The sequence below is a fragment of the Bradyrhizobium sp. CIR48 genome, assembly GCF_014198315.1.
Classification (GTDB): Bacteria; Pseudomonadota; Alphaproteobacteria; order Rhizobiales; family Xanthobacteraceae; genus Bradyrhizobium.
In genome coordinates, this window is sequence record NZ_JACIHG010000001.1 from 1,213,313 (window position 1) to 1,229,398 (window position 16,086).

At 63.7% G+C, this 16,086-nt stretch carries 16 protein-coding genes; 5 read left to right on the forward strand and 11 right to left on the reverse strand.

What is annotated here, in order from left to right; translation table 11 throughout:
* Nucleotides 1-171: 171 nt before the first annotated feature.
* Nucleotides 172-1,671: an NAD(P)H-hydrate dehydratase gene (locus tag GGD66_RS05905; RefSeq protein ID WP_183257070.1), complete on the reverse strand. Its 1,500-nt coding sequence runs from the start codon at nt 1,669-1,671 to the stop codon at nt 172-174.
* 382 nt (nt 1,672-2,053) lie between these two features.
* Here GGD66_RS05905 and GGD66_RS05910 point away from each other — a divergent pair, with 382 nt between their 5' ends.
* Complete coding sequence (locus GGD66_RS05910; protein ID WP_007603495.1) at nt 2,054-2,392, forward strand: P-II family nitrogen regulator; 339 nt, start codon at nt 2,054-2,056, stop codon at nt 2,390-2,392.
* Between the two features lie 151 nt (nt 2,393-2,543).
* Nucleotides 2,544-3,953 carry a type I glutamate--ammonia ligase gene (gene glnA / locus GGD66_RS05915; RefSeq protein ID WP_018320110.1) on the forward strand — a complete coding sequence of 470 codons (1,410 nt, stop codon included), beginning with the start codon at nt 2,544-2,546 and terminating at the stop codon, nt 3,951-3,953.
* 83 nt (nt 3,954-4,036) lie between these two features.
* On the opposite strand, the gene GGD66_RS05920 is transcribed toward glnA, so the two are convergent.
* From GGD66_RS05920 to GGD66_RS05930, 3 genes are all read right to left on the reverse strand, one after another.
* Entirely contained in the window at nt 4,037-5,155 is a 1,119-nt protein-coding gene (locus GGD66_RS05920; RefSeq protein WP_183257071.1) for a type II asparaginase, read from the reverse strand.
* 81 nt (nt 5,156-5,236) lie between these two features.
* A complete protein-coding gene (locus tag GGD66_RS05925) occupies nt 5,237-5,998 on the reverse strand; it encodes a slipin family protein (RefSeq protein ID WP_018320108.1) in 762 nt (253 codons plus the stop codon).
* Nucleotides 5,995-7,416, reverse strand: a complete 1,422-nt coding sequence (locus GGD66_RS05930) for a nodulation protein NfeD (RefSeq protein WP_183257072.1) — start codon at nt 7,414-7,416, stop codon at nt 5,995-5,997. The genes GGD66_RS05925 and GGD66_RS05930 overlap by 4 nt, the downstream gene beginning before the upstream one ends.
* 237 nt (nt 7,417-7,653) lie before the next feature.
* Between GGD66_RS05930 and GGD66_RS41265 the strand changes: the two genes are divergently transcribed.
* Nucleotides 7,654-7,914: a helix-turn-helix domain-containing protein gene (locus GGD66_RS41265; protein WP_246788767.1), complete on the forward strand. Its 261-nt coding sequence runs from the start codon at nt 7,654-7,656 to the stop codon at nt 7,912-7,914.
* A gap of 267 nt (nt 7,915-8,181) precedes the next feature.
* Complete coding sequence (locus tag GGD66_RS05940) at nt 8,182-8,568, forward strand: hypothetical protein (protein WP_177237145.1); 387 nt, start codon at nt 8,182-8,184, stop codon at nt 8,566-8,568.
* Nucleotides 8,569-8,719: 151 nt separating this feature from the next.
* Here the strand turns inward: GGD66_RS05940 and GGD66_RS05945 are convergent, their stop codons facing one another.
* The 5 genes from GGD66_RS05945 to GGD66_RS05965 form a co-directional block, all read right to left on the reverse strand.
* Nucleotides 8,720-10,324, reverse strand: coding sequence for a TRAP transporter large permease subunit (locus tag GGD66_RS05945; RefSeq protein ID WP_183257073.1), 1,605 nt, complete (start codon nt 10,322-10,324; stop codon nt 8,720-8,722).
* On the reverse strand, nt 10,321-10,860 hold the full coding sequence (locus GGD66_RS05950) for a TRAP transporter small permease subunit (RefSeq protein WP_092257388.1): 540 nt from the start codon (nt 10,858-10,860) through the stop codon (nt 10,321-10,323). Before GGD66_RS05950 ends, GGD66_RS05945 begins: the two co-directional genes overlap by 4 nt.
* 304 nt (nt 10,861-11,164) lie before the next feature.
* On the reverse strand, nt 11,165-11,401 hold the full coding sequence (locus GGD66_RS05955) for a hypothetical protein (RefSeq protein ID WP_094892050.1): 237 nt from the start codon (nt 11,399-11,401) through the stop codon (nt 11,165-11,167).
* 1,117 nt (nt 11,402-12,518) lie between these two features.
* Complete coding sequence (locus tag GGD66_RS05960) at nt 12,519-13,292, reverse strand: gamma-glutamyl-gamma-aminobutyrate hydrolase family protein (RefSeq protein ID WP_177237146.1); 774 nt, start codon at nt 13,290-13,292, stop codon at nt 12,519-12,521.
* A 91-nt stretch (nt 13,293-13,383) separates the two neighbouring features.
* The gene (locus GGD66_RS05965; protein ID WP_183257074.1) at nt 13,384-14,094 is read right to left on the reverse strand and encodes a hypothetical protein; all 711 of its coding nucleotides are present in this window, start codon (nt 14,092-14,094) and stop codon (nt 13,384-13,386) included.
* 141 nt (nt 14,095-14,235) lie between these two features.
* Between GGD66_RS05965 and GGD66_RS05970 the strand changes: the two genes are divergently transcribed.
* A complete protein-coding gene (locus tag GGD66_RS05970; RefSeq protein ID WP_210321465.1) occupies nt 14,236-15,372 on the forward strand; it encodes an AI-2E family transporter in 1,137 nt (378 codons plus the stop codon).
* A gap of 61 nt (nt 15,373-15,433) precedes the next feature.
* On the opposite strand, the gene GGD66_RS05975 is transcribed toward GGD66_RS05970, so the two are convergent.
* Complete coding sequence (locus tag GGD66_RS05975) at nt 15,434-15,730, reverse strand: antibiotic biosynthesis monooxygenase (protein ID WP_035673823.1); 297 nt, start codon at nt 15,728-15,730, stop codon at nt 15,434-15,436.
* 103 nt (nt 15,731-15,833) lie between these two features.
* A complete protein-coding gene (locus GGD66_RS05980) occupies nt 15,834-16,073 on the reverse strand; it encodes a hypothetical protein (RefSeq protein ID WP_018320097.1) in 240 nt (79 codons plus the stop codon).
* Nucleotides 16,074-16,086: the final 13 nt, after the last annotated feature.

The following is a 16,086-nucleotide window of genomic DNA, read 5'->3' on the forward strand; positions in this document are numbered from 1 at the left end:
GGGCAAAGGCGCTCTTCGCGCCGTGCCCACCATTTTTAATTTTTCGGCAGGCACGTGGGCACGCTTCGCTTTGCCCACCCTACGGGACGCTGCGGTGGTAAGGGGTGGAGTGATCTCTTGTAGGATCGGTCTCGCTGCGCACTACCCAGCCTACCCGCCGTAGCGAACAGCTCAGTACTCCACCCCCAGCGCATCATAAATCCGCCGGTGCACGGCCGGCAGCGTCTCGGTCAGGTCCTCCGCGATCAGGCCCGGCCCGGCTTCGCGTCCCGCCTCGCCATGCATCCAGACGCCGATGCTGGCGGCCTCGAACGCCGGCACGCCTTGCGCTAGCAGCCCTGCGATGATGCCGGCGAGGACGTCGCCGGCGCCCGCGGTGGCGAGCCAGGGCGGCGCGTTGGCCGCGATGGTGGCGCGGCCGTCGGGGGCGGCGATCGTGGTGTCGGGTCCCTTCAGGAGCACGACGGCGCCGGAGCGCTCGGCGGCATCGCGCACGCGCTCCAGCTTGGAGCGGCCCGGAAATTTGTTGCTGAGGTCGGAGAACAGGCGCGGGAATTCGCCCTCGTGCGGGGTCAGCACCACCGCATTGTCTTTTGATGACTTGATCGATTCGAACAGGCGCTCGGGGGTTGCGGCAAAGCTCGTCAGGGCATCGGCATCGAGCACCAGACGACGCTGCGCACTGAGCGCGGTGTGAACGAGATCGCAGGTGCGCTCTCCGATACCCGCGCCGGGACCGATCATGCAGGTGTTGTAGCGCTTGTCGCCGAGCAGCTCGCCGAACTCGACGACGGTATCGACGGGGCGAATCATGACGGCCGTGAGCGCGGCCGCGTTGATCGCGAGCGCTTCGCGCGGGCTTGCCAGCGTCACCAGGCCTGCCCCTGCCCGCAGTGCCCCGCGCGCGGCCAGCCGCGCAGCGCCGGTCGCCGCCGCATCGCCGGAGACCGCCAACACATGCCCCCGCGCGTATTTGTGGCCGTCGATACGCGGCACCGGAAAAGCGGCGCCCCAGACATCCGGATCGTCCTCGAACGTCTGCGGCGCGATCTCGTCGAGCACCTGCGCGTCGATGCCGATGTCGGCGACGCGCACGCGGCCGCAATGCATCCGGCCGGGGAGCAAGAGATGCGCCGGCTTCTTGCGAAAGAAGGTGACGGTCTCGGTGGCGTTCACCGCCGCGCCCATCACCCCCGCGCTGGTGCCGTTGATGCCGCTCGGCAGGTCGACCGCGAGCACGGGGGCGCCGTTGGCGTTGATCGCCTCGATCATCGCGCGCGCCTCGCCATCGACGGGACGGCTGAGGCCTGCGCCGAACAGCGCATCGATGATCAGCGCCGGCCGTCCGATCGCCTGCGGATTGAACGGGAGCACCGGGTGCTTCCAGCCGCGCGCGGCGGAGGCCGCGTCGCCCTGGAGCTGGTCGCGCTCGCACATCAGGATGACTGAGACCTCCCGCCCCTGCGCGGCGAGCTCGGCGGCTGCGACAAACCCATCACCGCCATTGTTGCCGGGGCCGGCCACGATCAGAATCGGCCCCTCCTCCACCAGCGCCTGGGCGGCATCAGTGACGGCCTGGCCCGCGCTCAGCATCAACTTGAAACCGGGCGTGCCGGCCGCGATGGTGAGCTGGTCGGCGCGCTGCATTTCAGCGGTGGTCAGAACTTCCATGCCACTTCCCTGGTCCAAACGCCTTTTCAACAGGCACGTTCCGTGCCGCCCCACCCTCGGGAACATCGATCTGCACACATATTGAACCGTTTGCCTATTTCGTAGTCTTCGGTATTTTGTGCAGGTCGGCACCACTACTCAGAGATGCTCGTTAAAAGGCTGATAACGCTCCAATAATCAGGGCATTTGCAACTTGGCATAGACCCTGCTTTCGAGGAAGCCGCTTCGGTTCGTCGTGCTCACTGGCATTTATCAAAGTGTGGCCGGCCGTTGTTGCCGGATTGGTCAGGGATCCCGGCATAGCGAAGACAAGATCGTGCGTTAAGAAAAGCGCATCCTGACGAAGACGTTGCTATTTGATCGAAAGGCCGGGAGGCGCGCAGTGAAGAAAATCGAAGCCATCATCAAGCCATTCAAGCTCGACGAGGTGAAGGAAGCGCTTCAGGAAGTCGGCCTTCAGGGCATCACCGTCACCGAAGCCAAGGGCTTTGGCCGGCAGAAGGGGCACGCCGAGCTCTACCGCGGCGCAGAATACATCGTCGACTTCCTGCCCAAGGTGAAGATCGAGATCGTGATCGGCGACGATCTGGTCGAGCGCGCCATCGACGCCATCCGTCGTGCAGCGCAGACCGGTCGCATCGGCGATGGTAAGATCTTCGTCTCCAACATCGAAGAGGCGATCCGCATCCGAACCGGCGAATCCGGGCTGGACGCTATCTGAGCCGGGTGCTATCCCGAATTTTGCGACACTCCGACTAGAAAGAAGGCTGCTTCGGCGGCCTGATTTCGTTTGTGCGGTCGCGCAAAACTCGCCCGAGCGAGAATAATTTTGCTCATCTGGAAACCGACCCGCAGAGCCAAAAGGGGTATGCATGAAGACCGCCAAAGACGTCCTGAAATCGATCAAGGACAACGACGTCAAGTACGTCGACCTGCGCTTCACCGATCCGCGCGGCAAGTGGCAGCATGTGACGTTCGACGTCAGCATGATCGACGATGACATCTTCGCCGAAGGAACGATGTTCGACGGCTCCTCGATCGCCGGCTGGAAGGCGATCAACGAGTCCGACATGTGCCTGATGCCCGATCCGGTCACCGCGACGATCGACCCGTTCTTCGCCGAGACCACCATGGTCATCACCTGCGACGTGCTCGAGCCGACCACCGGCGAGCCCTACAACCGCGACCCCCGCGGCATCGCCAAGAAGGCCGAGGCCATGGTGAAGTCGATGGGCGTGGGCGACAGCGTGTTCGTCGGCCCCGAAGCCGAGTTCTTCGTGTTCGACGACGTGCGCTATTCGGCAGAGCCCTACAAGACCGGTTTCCGGCTCGACTCCTCGGAGCTGCCGACCAACTCCGACACCGAATATGAAGGCGGCAATCTCGGCCACCGCATCCGCACCAAGGGCGGCTACTTCCCCGTGCCGCCGCAGGACTCGGTGCAGGACATGCGCTCGGAGATGCTCGGCGCCATGGCCAAGATGGGCGTCAAGGTCGAGAAGCATCACCACGAGGTCGCGTCCGCCCAGCACGAGCTCGGCATGAAGTTCGACACGCTGACGCTGATGGCCGACCACATGCAGATCTACAAGTACTGCATCCACCAGGTCGCGCACATCTACGGCAAGACCGCCACCTTCATGCCGAAGCCGATCTTCGGCGACAACGGCTCGGGCATGCACGTGCACCAGTCGATCTGGAAGGACGGCAAGCCGGTGTTCGCCGGCAACAAATACGCCGACCTGTCGGAGACCTGCCTGCATTACATCGGCGGCATCATCAAGCACGCCAAGGCGATCAACGCCTTCACCAACCCGTCGACCAACTCCTACAAGCGTCTGGTCCCGGGCTATGAGGCGCCGGTGCTGCTCGCCTACTCCGCGCGCAACCGCTCGGCCTCCTGCCGCATCCCCTACACCGCTTCGCCGAAGGCCAAGCGCGTCGAGGTGCGCTTCCCCGATCCGATGGCCAACCCGTATCTCGGCTTCGCCGCGATGCTGATGGCCGGCCTCGACGGCATCAAGAACAAGATCGATCCGGGTCCGGCGATGGACAAGGACCTCTACGACCTGCCGAAGGAAGAGCTGAAGCAGATCCCGACCGTGTGCGGTAGCTTGCGCGAGGCGCTGGAAAACCTCGACAAGGACCGCGGCTTCCTCAAGGCCGGCGGCGTGTTCGACGACGACTTCATCGACGCCTATATCGAGCTGAAGATGACCGAAGTCGCCCGCTTCGAAATGACCCCGCATCCGGTCGAGTTCGAGATGTACTATTCGGGCTAAGCAGCCCGGACGTCTGCGACAAGCAAAAGGCGCTCCGCAAGGAGCGCCTTTTCGTTTGAATCGTAGCGTGTACGACCTGCCCGCTACCAGGTCGCCGTAAAAGCCTTCTGCAGCTCGGCCGGCGCCGTCACGCCGCCCGCGATCAGCAATTGCGTGAGCACGCGCGCCTTCTGCGGATTGAGGTCCTCGGACACGACGAAGCCGTTCTTGTCGTCGTCGACCTCGACGTTCCTCGTGACGAAACCCGAGCGAACCCGCGTCGAGCGAACCACGATGACGCCCTTCTTGGCCGCCGCTTCGAGCGCATCGAGCGCCGGCTTCGAGGTGTTGCCGTCGCCGACGCCGGCCAGCACGATGCCCTTGGCGCCGTGCGCAATGGCATCCTCGATCGGAACGGCGTCCATGTTGGCGTGCGAGTAGATTATCGCGACGCGCGGCAATTGCTCGCCGGCCGGAAGCTGGTAGGTCGCGCGCTTGAAGCCGGGAGCCTGCGCCATGAAGCGAATGCCGCCGGCGGTGTCGACATAGCCGACCGGCCCGTCATTGGCGGAACTGAACGTCTCGATGCTGGTGGTGTTGGTCTTGGTGACCGAGCGCGCGCCCTGAATCTTGTCGTTCAGCACCGCCAGCACACCGCGGCCGCGCGAGCGCGGGTCGGCCGCCACCTGCACCGCTTCGTAGAGATTGCCGGGACCGTCGGCGCTCACCGCCGTCGCCGGCCGCATCGAGCCGACGATCACCACCGGCTTGTCGCCGCGCACCACGTTGTCGAGAAAGAACGCGGTCTCCTCCAGCGTGTCGGTGCCGTGGGTGATGACGATTGCATCGGCCTCGTTCTTGTCGAAGGCCTCTTGGATGCGACGGGCCAGCGCAAACCAGACCTTGTCGTTCATGTCCTGGGATCCGATCGACGAGATCTGCTCGGCATTCAGCTTCGCGAGCTTGTCCAGCCCCGGCACCGATTGCATCAGTTGCTCGCCCGAGATCTGGCCGGATTTGTAGGCGCCGGTCGCTCGCGCGTCGGCCTGGCCTGCGATGGTGCCGCCGGTCGCAAGCACAAGAATGCGCGGCAGGCTGCCCGATTCCGCGGCCTGCGCCGTGGCAATCCCCCACGACCAAAGTGCGAGGGCGATCAGCGGAACGGCGAGGATTAATGGCCGATTTCGGCGGTGGATTGCAGGTCTTGAGGCATGCTTCGTCATCGAATTCTCCTCCCGTTCAAGTTGGGAGCGATATTCGACACGCCCAATGGGGCCGAAGATGGGTCAGCCCAATGCTTGTCGCTAAGGATTATCCCGCCGCGGCATAAAATGGTCGAGCAAGCCCGTCGGCAGCGGAAAGACCACGGTCGACGACCGTTCGCCCGCGATATCGTGCAGGGCCGCGAAGTAACGCAGCTGCATCGCCTGCGGCTCCTGCGCGAGAATCCGGCCGGCCTCGACGAGCTTTTCGGCAGCCTGCTGCTCGCCCATCGCATTGATCACCTTGGCACGCCGCAGGCGCTCCGCCTCGGCCTGTTTGGCAATCGCGCGCACCATGGTTTCGTTGATATCGACGTCCTTGATCTCGATGCCGGTCACCTTGATGCCCCAGACGTCGGTCTGCTTGTCGAGGATCTCCTGGATGTCGGCGTTCAACCTGTCGCGCTCGGCAAGCATCTCGTCGAGCTCGTGCTTGCCGAGCACCGAGCGCAACGTCGTCTGCGCGAGCTGGCTGGTGGCGGCCATGTAATCGCCGACCTTGATGATGGCACGTTCGGGATCGACGATGCGGAAGTACAGAACGGCGTTGACCTTGACGGACACGTTGTCCCGCGAAATCACGTCCTGCGGCGGCACGACCTGCACCATCACCCGGAGGTCGACCTTGACGAGTTGCTGCACGACCGGAATGAGGATGATGAGGCCCGGGCCCTTCACGCCGGTGAAACGGCCGAGCGTGAAGATGACGCCACGCTCGTATTCGCGCAGGATCCGAATGGCCTGGGATAGAAACATGATGACAAGCAGCAGAAGCGCCGCATAAGTCAGATATTCCAGCATCATGATGTACCTCCCTCACCGGTCCTGGCCGGTGCGCGCCGTATCAGCAGCGTCAGGTCGACGACGTTCGCGACTTCGACCGTCTCTCCGGGCTTGAACGTTTCGGCGCCGCGCGCCTGCCAGCGTTCACCATGGGCGAAGACGTGACCTTCGCTCCCACTCCAGTCGAGAACCTCGGCGGGCAAGCCTCGCATCGCCTGCGCGCCGACCCGCTCCGGAGCCCGGGCGGCACGCCGAAGCGAACCAAGCACGACCAGAGCAAAGCCGGCGAACACGGCTGCCGTGATGCCGATCACCCACCACGACAGGTGGTAACCGGGCGCCTCGACCCTGAAGAGCATCAGCGCTCCCAGCACGAAAGCGATGATCCCCCCGAGACCGATCACTACCGTCGGATTGAAGGCTTCGACGGTGAGAAGCACGATGCCAACCAGCATCAGGGCAAGGCCGGCATAGCTGATCGGCAGCAAATTGAGCGCATAGAGACCGATCAGCAGGCAGATCGCGCCGACCACGCCGGGAGCGACGGCCCCGGGAGACATGAACTCGAAGATCAGGCCGTAGATGCCGACCATCAGGAGAATGAACGCCACATTCGGATCGGTGATGACCGCCAGGAAGCGGGATATCCATCCGGGGTCGATGGCTTCGACGACGGCATCCTTCGTCGCGAGACGCTGCGTCTTGCCGCCCGCAACCTCGACCTCGCGGCCATCGAGCTGCCTCAGCAACTCAGCCTGATCGCGCGCGACGAGTTCGATGGCATGGGACTGCAGCGCGCCGTTGGCAGAGAGAGTGGCGGCCTCACGGACCGCCTTCTCCGCCCAGTCCGCATTGCGGCCACGCAGCTCCGCAAGGCTGCGGATGAAGGCAACCGCGTCATTGGTCACCTTTGCCGTCATCGCATCCTTGAACTGATCCTTGGACTGATCCTTGGGCTCGCTCTGCTGGTCGCCGTCCTTCTTGTCCTTGCTGCCCTTGTCCGGTGTACCGCTCGGCAGCCCCGGCAGCGGTCCGCCAATCTGCACCGGCGTTGCCGCACCGATATTGGTGCCCGGCGCCATCGCCGCGATATGGGTCGCATAGAGGATATAGGTCCCCGCGCTCGCCGCGTGGGCGCCGGAGGGAGCGACGTAACCGACGACAGGGACGGGCGAGGCCAGCACATCCGCAATGATCTCGCGCATGCTGGAATTGAGACCGCCGGGTGTGTTGATTCTCAGAAGCACGACCTCGGCGCGCCGTTCGCTTGCCTTGGCCAAGGCCTCCTTCACGTAACTGGCCGACGCAGGGCCAATGGCCCCCTCGATCGACACAATCAGTGCAAGGCGGCTGTTCTCCTCCGCTGAGCTGGGAAGGAGGCAGCAGATCAAAGCAACGACGCCAATCGCCGCAACGAGGGCCGCCTTCATGGTCTGCACGGCAGGGCTCCCTTGCAGAGCATATGGTGTTGGTCTCTCGAACCTCAATGCAGCCGTGTGCTGGTGCAGGCCCCTGTCGTGATTGTGCGATGCAATGGAAACCGCCCCGCAGATCGGTTGAGCAACGGGGCGGCGGCTGGCGGACCATGCCTTGAGCTGATCCGCCCACGCATTCCGCGCTGCTAGCGCCGCGCGATCCGCACCCCGTCCGTCCCGATCGCGCCGAACGTGCTCGCGATGATCTCAGCTGTCGGCTGCATGCCGCCGAGCGACCAGTGCGTGGGCTCCTGCTCCTCGATCCTGACCCAGACGTTGCGGCGGAAATCCGGGCTGCCCTGCCCTTCGACCTCGACCAGGAGGTCGACGACGCAGCCGATCAAGGCGATCGCGCGCACGACCGGCTATGAGGACGAGAGCAGCTTTCGCAAGGCGTTCCGCAAGCTCACCTTGATGTCGCCGCAGGCCTATCGCGCGCGACGGATGGAGCGGACGATGTGAGGCGGCTTCGAGCCATCCACTTTCGTTCCGCATCTGACTCCACTTCGTTCTCAAAGAACAAATCAGAGCCGCAAAAATCGGGGCGGACCAATTCCTACTGATTGGTTTACGCAGGGCGGATTAGCCGAAGGCGTAATCCGCCGACTGCTGGTGACGCTCACGCACGTTCGCCAAAGGCACCGTCCGTGCTGCTATCTCCTGCCCAGTCCTCCGGAAATAATCCGGACTGTACGTCTCGGGGCATTGAAGCTGCCCCATCAAGACAAGATGGCGGATTACGCCAATCCGCCCTACGGCGCGCTTTGGGCCAATGCGGCGGATGCGAGCAGGAAAAGGACGGCGACGGTAGCGCTGCGCTTCATCGCGAGGCCATCCCGTCGCGGGAGAGATTCGGCCATTGAGCTGCCCTTAGCGAACAACGCCAGCCGCGTCGTCGCCGCTCGGAATCAGCCAATCGAGCCCGATCAAGCACGCTTCGAGGATAACGAACGCGACAATGCCACCGACCCAGCCGAAGAAGACGATGGAAAAGGTCCCGAGCAAGATTGCGCAAAACAGGTCGGAAAGCACCTTGCAGACGCGGAAGTCTCGGTCATGTCCAGATGGGAGATACGGCATCGGGCTCCCCTTTCGCTGCTCTGGACCTGGACTTAGCCACAGCGCGACGCGACCGTCTACTCCGCCAGCCTGCTGATCAGTTGCGCCGTCGCAATCGAGGTCCGCGGCTCCCTGCGCAAGGGCAGCGTTCGCAGGTCACCGACAGCCCTGCAATATTTTGGGATCAATCCCCGGGCGGGGACCTTTCTCAATTCTTCGGCTGGCCGAAATCGAGCGGCGGCGGCAGCTCGACGTCGGGAATTTCGATCTTGATCTTGTCCAGATCCACCTTGATGGGAGCATCCAGCAGCCCGGTGACCGTGATCGGGAATGCGATGACGACCGCAACCATGATCGCCTGCAGGCCGATCCAAGGCATCGCGCCCCAATAGATGTCCGAGCTCTTGACCTCTTTCGGCGCCACGCCCCGCAGGTAGAACAAGGCAAAGCCGAACGGAGGATGCAGGAAGGAGGTCTGCATGTTGACGCAGAGCATGACACCGAACCAGATCAAGGCGGCATCCGCCCCCACCACGGGGGTGAGCAGCTTCTGCGCGATCGGCGCGATCATCGGGATGATGATGAAGGCGATCTCGAAGAAGTCGAGGAAGAAGGCGATGAAGAAGATGAACAGGTTCATGAAGATCAGGAAGCCCCAGACCCCGCCCGGCAGCGATGTCAGCATGTGCTCCAGCCAGACCCCACCGTTGCAACCGAGAAAGACGATTGAGAAGCAGGTCGATCCGATCAGGATGAACGTCACCATGCAGGTGATGCGCATCGTGGTCTCGTAGCCCTGCTTGACCAGCATGCGCAGGTCCGGAATCCTGATGGCCTCGATGCAAACCCAGGCGACGGCGAGATAGGCAATCGCGAACGCGATCTTGAACGGCAGATTCGGCGTGAGGTAGATGCCGATGATCGTGCCGACGCCCGCCGCCGCAACGCCGACCAGCAGCACCTTGTGACCAGCCGAGCTGAAATCCTTGTGATGGATGACTGCAAGGACGATCGCGCCGACGGCGCCCATCGCGCCCGCTTCGGTCGGGGTGGCAAGGCCAAGCATCATCGTGCCGAGCACCACGAAGATCAGAACGGCGGACGGGATGATGCCCAGAAGGCATTTGCGCCAGAGCGCCCAGCCCGTGAGCGTCCTTGCTTCCTTGGGCACCGCCGGGACGTGGCCCGGCTTGATCACGCTCAGCGCAAACGTGTAGCCGGCGAAGAGTGCGATCTGGAGGATCGATGGGCCCCAGGCGCCCAGATACATGTCGCCGACCGACTTCCCGAGCTGGTCCGCGAGCACGATCAGAACCAGCGAGGGAGGCACCAGCTGGGTAATGGTGCCGGAGGCTGCGAGCACGCCGGTGACGTAGCGCATGTTGTAGCCGTAGCGGATCATCACCGGCATCGAGATCAGCGCCATCGCAATGACCTGCGCCGCCACCGTCCCCGTGATCGCACCGAGGATGAAGCCGACGATAATCACGGAATAGCCAAGACCGCCGCGAACCGGGCCGAACAGCTGCCCCATTGAATCCAGCATATCCTCGGCGAGGCCGCATCGTTCGAGGATCGCGCCCATGAACGTGAAGAACGGAATTGCCAGCAGCAGCTCGTTGGCGAGAACGCTGCCGTAGATGCGCTCCGGAATGGCCTGGAGAAAGCTGAATCCGAAAAATCCCTCGTGGATCGCGAGGAATCCAAACGAAAGCCCGAGGGCAGCCAGCGTGAACGCGACCGGAAATCCGATCAGCATGGCCAGGACCAGCCCGCCGAACATCAGCGGCGGCATCATCTCAATCGTGATCATTGGGTCGGCCGCTCATATTTTGCGTCGATCGTGACTTCACCGCGCAAGGCGGCGGCGCGTTTGATGGCCTCCGAGACGCCCTGCAGAGCGACCATGAAGAACCCGGCCGGCAGCACGAACTTGATCGGCCACCGCAGGAGGCCGCCCGCGTTGTTGGACATCTCTCCGATGATGAACGAGTTGTAGAACATCGCCCATGAGAGGTAGCTGAGGAGCAGGCACGCCGGGACGAGGAAGACCAATGTCCCGATCAGGTCGAGCCACAGCTGGCCACGCTCGGACAGCATGAGGTAGAGGATTTCGACGCGCACATGCTCGTTGCGCTTGAAAGTATAGGACGAGCCGAACATCACGATGACGGCGAACATGTACCACTGCGTCTCGAGCCAGCTGTTGGAGCTGTAGCTGAAGGCATACCGGATCATCGCATTTGCGGCGCTGACCACGCAGGCCGCGAGCACCAGAATATTGCAGACGCTACCGACCTTTTCGTTCAGCCAGTCGATAGCCGTACTCACCGCCAACAATGGGCGCATCGATGCCTTGTCCCCCTTGCTGAGTGCTACCCCCGAACGCGCAGGACCATGGCGCTGTATCAGCGACCATCCAGGTCTGCGCGGGAGCTAGTTCACCCTCCTGATGCTTCCGCTCGTTCTTGTTGTCGGTTTTCGCCGAGATGTGTTCGGGTCTCGGCCGCGCGTGAAGCACGGCACCTTTACCGTCAGCAATTTCGTGGTCAACTGGAAAATGGACAGTTTGCCGCAGCGATCGCAAAAATGGGTCACTGTGCCTAATTTGGTCGATGCACGGGGCAGCCGGCAATCCGGCTCTCGGACCCGCCTAACCCTCGACGTCGTACTGCTTGCAGAGGTGATCGCCGATCTGGACAAGCATGGCGACGCATTCGGGGTAGCCGGGCCGATCCGAGGTGGCCCGATCTGCGCTGGCCCGAAACTCCCAGGAACGACCATCGCGGAGGATCGAAATCGTCATTCCATCGGGACAGTCGGCATGAACCTTCAACTCGGCCTTGGCCATGGCGATCAGCTCGCTTTCGGTCTTCACAGGTCTGCTCATGAAAGTCATCCTCCGTCGCGGGACAGAACTTAAGGTGTATCTGCCGAACCCACCAAGCAAGTCTTTCCGATAAAGCGGCTCCCGGCATTGGGATAGCGCAATGCGTCCCTGCCATGGCCAATCCCGCGAAGCGTCGGGCAAAACACCCGGTCAAGCCCTCCGCGTAAAAATATTCCACTTTCCCGAATTTCGGATTTGTGGCATAAGCGCCTCATCCCGGCCTGCCAAAGGGGCGCTTCGCGATCGTCACGAGATGCGGGCCGGGTGGCGGTGGACGCGGTAGCGCCGGCGCGGCTCGGCATGATGACAGGGCGGGCAACCGTGAGTCCTCAGGCGACGCGATACGACCCGGCGCGGTCACAGCGGTTTCGTCGATGCCTGGGGGCGAGCACACGCAAGCTTCCGGATATTCCGGCGGGATCGTCCGCGGACGGAGAAGTCGTGTGGTCCTGACGCCCGGGGTCTGTGCGTCAAGGCTTGCGGTGATGCGGCGGCCCGACCGGGCACGCGCATCGATCATTCCCGCAAGGCGACGGGGGCAATAGTGCATCGCTCCCCGGGGAGAGCACGAAGGACACCGTTAAAAACCAGCCGCGCAGGGAAGGCCGGGCGACCGGCATCACCTGCGGTCCACCCCGTGTGCATCTTCGTCGCGCACGGACTTGCGGGTGCCGCCGGCGCCCGGCCTTCCCTGCGCCCTTTGGCTTTCAAAGAGCGCGACGACAGCAAGCCTCGGGCGAAATGCGCCGCGAGACTGCGAAGGCGTGTCTGCACACTCACTCACCGTCATCGCCCGGCCAGTGCGCAATTGCGCACTAGGACCGCACGATCCAGTATTCCAGAGACCGTTGTGATAGAACCGATAAGCTGCGGCGTACCGGATTCCCCGCTCCAGTGCGCAATTGCGCACAAGGCGGGGAATGACAGCGTCCCCGGAGAAGCAAGCTGTCACCTCATACTCCGTCATTGCGAGGAGCTCTTGCGACGAAGCATTCCAGAATCCCACCGCGGAAAGACTCTGGATTGCTTCCGCCTTCGCCAAGGCTTCGGCGAACAAGTCGCTGCGCTCGCAATGATGAGCTTGACGCAGCTGTGCGCCAGATTTCGCTCTCGTGCCCTACGCCGCCGCGCGCTGCCGCGCGACCAGCGCTTCGCCGAAGGCTTCGAACAGCTTGCGGTTGACCGGATTGCGCTGGGGATCGTATTCGGCGTGCCATTGCACGCCGAGCGCGAAGGTCGGGGCTTCCGCGATCCGGATCGCCTCGATGGTGCCGTCCTCGGCAACACCCTCGATCAGCACGCGCTTGCCGGGCTCGAGGATGCCCTGGCCATGCAGCGAATTGACCCTGATCTTCTCGCAGCCGAGCAGTTTTGCGAACGCCCCGCCCGGCGTCAGCTCGACGTCGTGACGGTCGGCGAACACCACGGTCGGATCGGGGTGGATCTCGCCGTTCTCGAGCCGGGGCATGCGATGGTTCATGCGGCCGGGAATTTCGCGGATCTCGGGATGCAGCGAGCCGCCGAAGGCGACGTTCATCTCCTGCAGGCCGCGGCAGATGCCGAACAGCGGCACACCGCGGGCGACGCAGGCGACCGAAAGCGCCAGCGCCACCTCGTCACGATGGATATCGTACGGCTCGTGGCGCTCACACGGGTCGACATTGAAGCGGGTCGGATGGACATTGGCGCGCGCGCCGGTGAGCACGATCCCGTCGACCACGTCGAGCAGCGCGCCGATATCGGTGATATCGGGCGCACCTGCGAACATCATCGGCAGGCCACCGGAAACCTCGGCCACGGCGCGCAAATTGCGCTCGCCGACCATCTGGACCTGAAATCGATTTTCGACGCGATGGGCATTCCCGATCACGCCGACGACCGGCTTTCTCATCTGTCGTTCCGCGCCTCTCCGATAAGAAGATTCTCCAAACATGCCCTTGGGCTGGAACAAATTCAACAGAAGGGATCGCGGGACGGCAATGCTATTTTCGCGCAAATGCCTCCCGGGCCTCGCCCCCGGCGGGCAGCCCGGCGGCCTGCAGTGCGGTCGCGGCCGGATCGCCCGGCGCGGCCAGCCATGGCAGTTTCGCGTCGATGCCGCGCGTCACGGGCTCTCCGAGCGCCCCACCGAAATCAACCGGCCAGAACCCGGTGGGCACGACTTCGACCGTGATGCCACGGATCGCATAACCCTCGCCCAGAACCGCCTCCGCGTGGTCGGCGGCGACAAGGCGCGCCGTCTTGGGATCCTTGGGATCGCCAAAGCTGACGAGCACCGGCACGAGGTCTCCCTGCACCGGGACAACGCCGGTCTGCCGGTGGATATCGTTGAACGAGACGCGGTTGCCGCGCGCGGCGCCATAGGCACGGAGCGCGACATAATTGATGTCGTCGAAGTCCAGCTTCGCGTCCTGCCGGTGCGCCAACAATGCCACCAGATTCTTGCCTTTGGCGCCGGCCTGGCCGAGGTCGACGAACACGGCCTCCCCGCGCGTGGTGGTGCGGCCGCCGCGGTTATAGTTGCGATCGGGCACGACGGCCAGAACGCCGGATCCGGTCTTGATGCCGTCAGGTGTCGTGACCTCGACCGTGAGACGAAATTTGTGGCCGGGCCGGTTGATCCGGATCTGGTCGCCGACCACGATCACGGCCAGAAGCCCGAGCAGACCGGCCCATTTGCTGATGAAGCTCAAACCGCCCCCATTGTTCTTTCCTCATCGCTCTGCACCGTCGGCGCGCCGACGTCAAACCAGCGCGTTGACGCGGTCTTGATCCGAAGCGCGTTTGTCGAGAGAGTGCAGCGCGCATTGCGCTGAAAAGGACCCGATGTGACCATGTCGTCCAAAGATGAACGCTCCCGGACCCGCGGCGACCTCGCTTGGGCGATCTCGGTCGGGGGCATCGGCGTCGTGCTGTTCACCGCGCTGCTCGCCTTCACCTGGTATTTCGCCGCCACCCTGCTGCTGATCTTCACCGGCATGCTGCTCGGTCTCGGCCTCAACGCGCTGACGGGCGCGCTCGGCCGCCGCGTGCCCCTGCCGCATCCGGTGCGGCTCGCGATCGTCTGCACCGCGCTCGCTTTGATGCTCGCCGGCATCGCCTATCTCGGCGGCGCCACCATTGCCGAACAGGCTTCGCTGCTGAGCAAGACCATCAAGTCGCAGATCGGGAACGTGAAGTCGTTCCTGGACAACCACGGCATCGACACCAGCTTCTTCGATTTCGGCAACGGCGCGACCGACGCCTCGGCCACTGCGCCCTCGGACACGGCGCCCGCACCAGCAGCGCCCTCGCGCGGTCCCCTGCCCGGCGCCGGCGCGCTGGCCTCGAGCGGCGGGGCGATCGTGAGCCAGACTTTCAAGCTGCTGCTCGGCACCATCCACGGTGTCGGCAACATCTTCATCGTGCTGTTCCTGGGCTTCGCCTTCGCCGCCCAGCCGGCCGTCTATCACGACGGCCTGCTGTTCCTGGCGCCGGCGAGGCACCGCACCCGCGTCGCCCTGATCATCGACCGCACAGCCGAGACGCTGGAGCGCTGGCTGATCGCGCAGATCATCGTCATGCTCGCGGTCGGCGTGGTGACCTGGATCGGGCTTGCCGTCATCGGCATCCCCAGCTCGTTCATCCTGGGAATTCAGGCCGGCCTGCTCGCCTTCATCCCGACCATCGGGGCCATCATCGCCGGCGTCGTCGTGGTGCTGGCGAGCCTCGCCTCGGGCTGGATCCCGGCGCTATCGGCCTTTCTGCTCTTCATGGGCGTGCACGCCATGGAGAGCTACGTGCTGACGCCGATCCTGCAGCGGCAGGCGCTGGACATCCCGCCGGCCACGCTGTTCGCGTTCCAGATCCTGCTCGGCGTCGTGTTCGGCATCTGGGGCCTGGCGCTGGCGCTGCCGCTAGTGGCCATCGCCAAGGTCATGATCGACCATTTCAAGACCTATGAGGCGGCGCCTCTGGCAGAAGCGGCGTAGAGCATGATCCGGAAAAGTGTGCAGCGGTTTTCCGATTAGATCATGCTCCAGAAATAAGCCCTCAGGTCGTGAGCACAGTCTCGGTGTGCTCGACCTCGGGCGGCGAGGCAAAGTACTGGCCAACGAGGCCGCGCCATTCGGTGAAATTCTCCGAGCCGCGGAAATCGACGGTGTGGTTTTCCAGCGTCGCCCATTTCACCATCAGCCGGTAGCGCTGCGGCTTTTCGATCGATTTGTGCAGCTCGAAGCCGTGAAAGCCCTTGGAGCGGCCGAAGGCGGCCTTGGCCTTGGCGACGGCGGCCTCAAAATCCTTCTCGCTGCCCGGCTTGACGTCGATTTGCGCGATCTCGGTGATCATCGGTTTCCACCCGTTTTTTGTTCGATAGGCGTGTCTAGCGCAGCCGGCGAAAAAGAAAAAGGCGCCGAAACGGCGCCCTGGTCGGTCCAAAAATGCAGGTCTCTCAGATGAGCAGCAGAACGCTGCCCGCCACGATCAGGGCGCAGCCGATGAACAGCGCGAGCGGCCAGTAGCTGCGGCGGCCTTGCGTGTAACGCCCCTGCGCGCGGCGCTCGGTGATCAGCGCGCTCTCGTATTCATCCGCAGTGGAGAACAGACAGGCGAAACCGCTGCGTGCCGAGGCTGCAGCGGCTTCGAGCGACATCAGGGCAGCTTGCGGATTCTGTCGACGGATCGATTCCATGACCGCAATGGTA

Bases quoted from the DNA above. Each gene is read 5' to 3' on its own strand.
- GGD66_RS05905 (WP_183257070.1), bottom strand. From the start codon at position 1,671: ATGGAAGTTCTGACCACCGCTGAAATGCAGCGCGCCGACCAGCTCACC.
- glnA (WP_018320110.1), top strand. From the start codon at position 2,544: ATGAAGACCGCCAAAGACGTCCTGAAATCGATCAAGGACAACGACGTC.
- GGD66_RS05920 (WP_183257071.1), bottom strand. From the start codon at position 5,155: ATGACGAAGCATGCCTCAAGACCTGCAATCCACCGCCGAAATCGGCCA.
- GGD66_RS05925 (WP_018320108.1), bottom strand. From the start codon at position 5,998: ATGATGCTGGAATATCTGACTTATGCGGCGCTTCTGCTGCTTGTCATC.
- GGD66_RS41265 (WP_246788767.1), top strand. From the start codon at position 7,654: ATGATCTCAGCTGTCGGCTGCATGCCGCCGAGCGACCAGTGCGTGGGC.
- GGD66_RS05940 (WP_177237145.1), top strand. From the start codon at position 8,182: ATGGCGGATTACGCCAATCCGCCCTACGGCGCGCTTTGGGCCAATGCG.
- GGD66_RS05945 (WP_183257073.1), bottom strand. From the start codon at position 10,324: ATGATCACGATTGAGATGATGCCGCCGCTGATGTTCGGCGGGCTGGTC.
- GGD66_RS05950 (WP_092257388.1), bottom strand. From the start codon at position 10,860: ATGCGCCCATTGTTGGCGGTGAGTACGGCTATCGACTGGCTGAACGAA.
- GGD66_RS05955 (WP_094892050.1), bottom strand. From the start codon at position 11,401: ATGAGCAGACCTGTGAAGACCGAAAGCGAGCTGATCGCCATGGCCAAG.
- GGD66_RS05960 (WP_177237146.1), bottom strand. From the start codon at position 13,292: ATGAGAAAGCCGGTCGTCGGCGTGATCGGGAATGCCCATCGCGTCGAA.
- GGD66_RS05970 (WP_210321465.1), top strand. From the start codon at position 14,236: ATGTCGTCCAAAGATGAACGCTCCCGGACCCGCGGCGACCTCGCTTGG.
- GGD66_RS05975 (WP_035673823.1), bottom strand. From the start codon at position 15,730: ATGATCACCGAGATCGCGCAAATCGACGTCAAGCCGGGCAGCGAGAAG.
- GGD66_RS05980 (WP_018320097.1), bottom strand. From the start codon at position 16,073: ATGGAATCGATCCGTCGACAGAATCCGCAAGCTGCCCTGATGTCGCTC.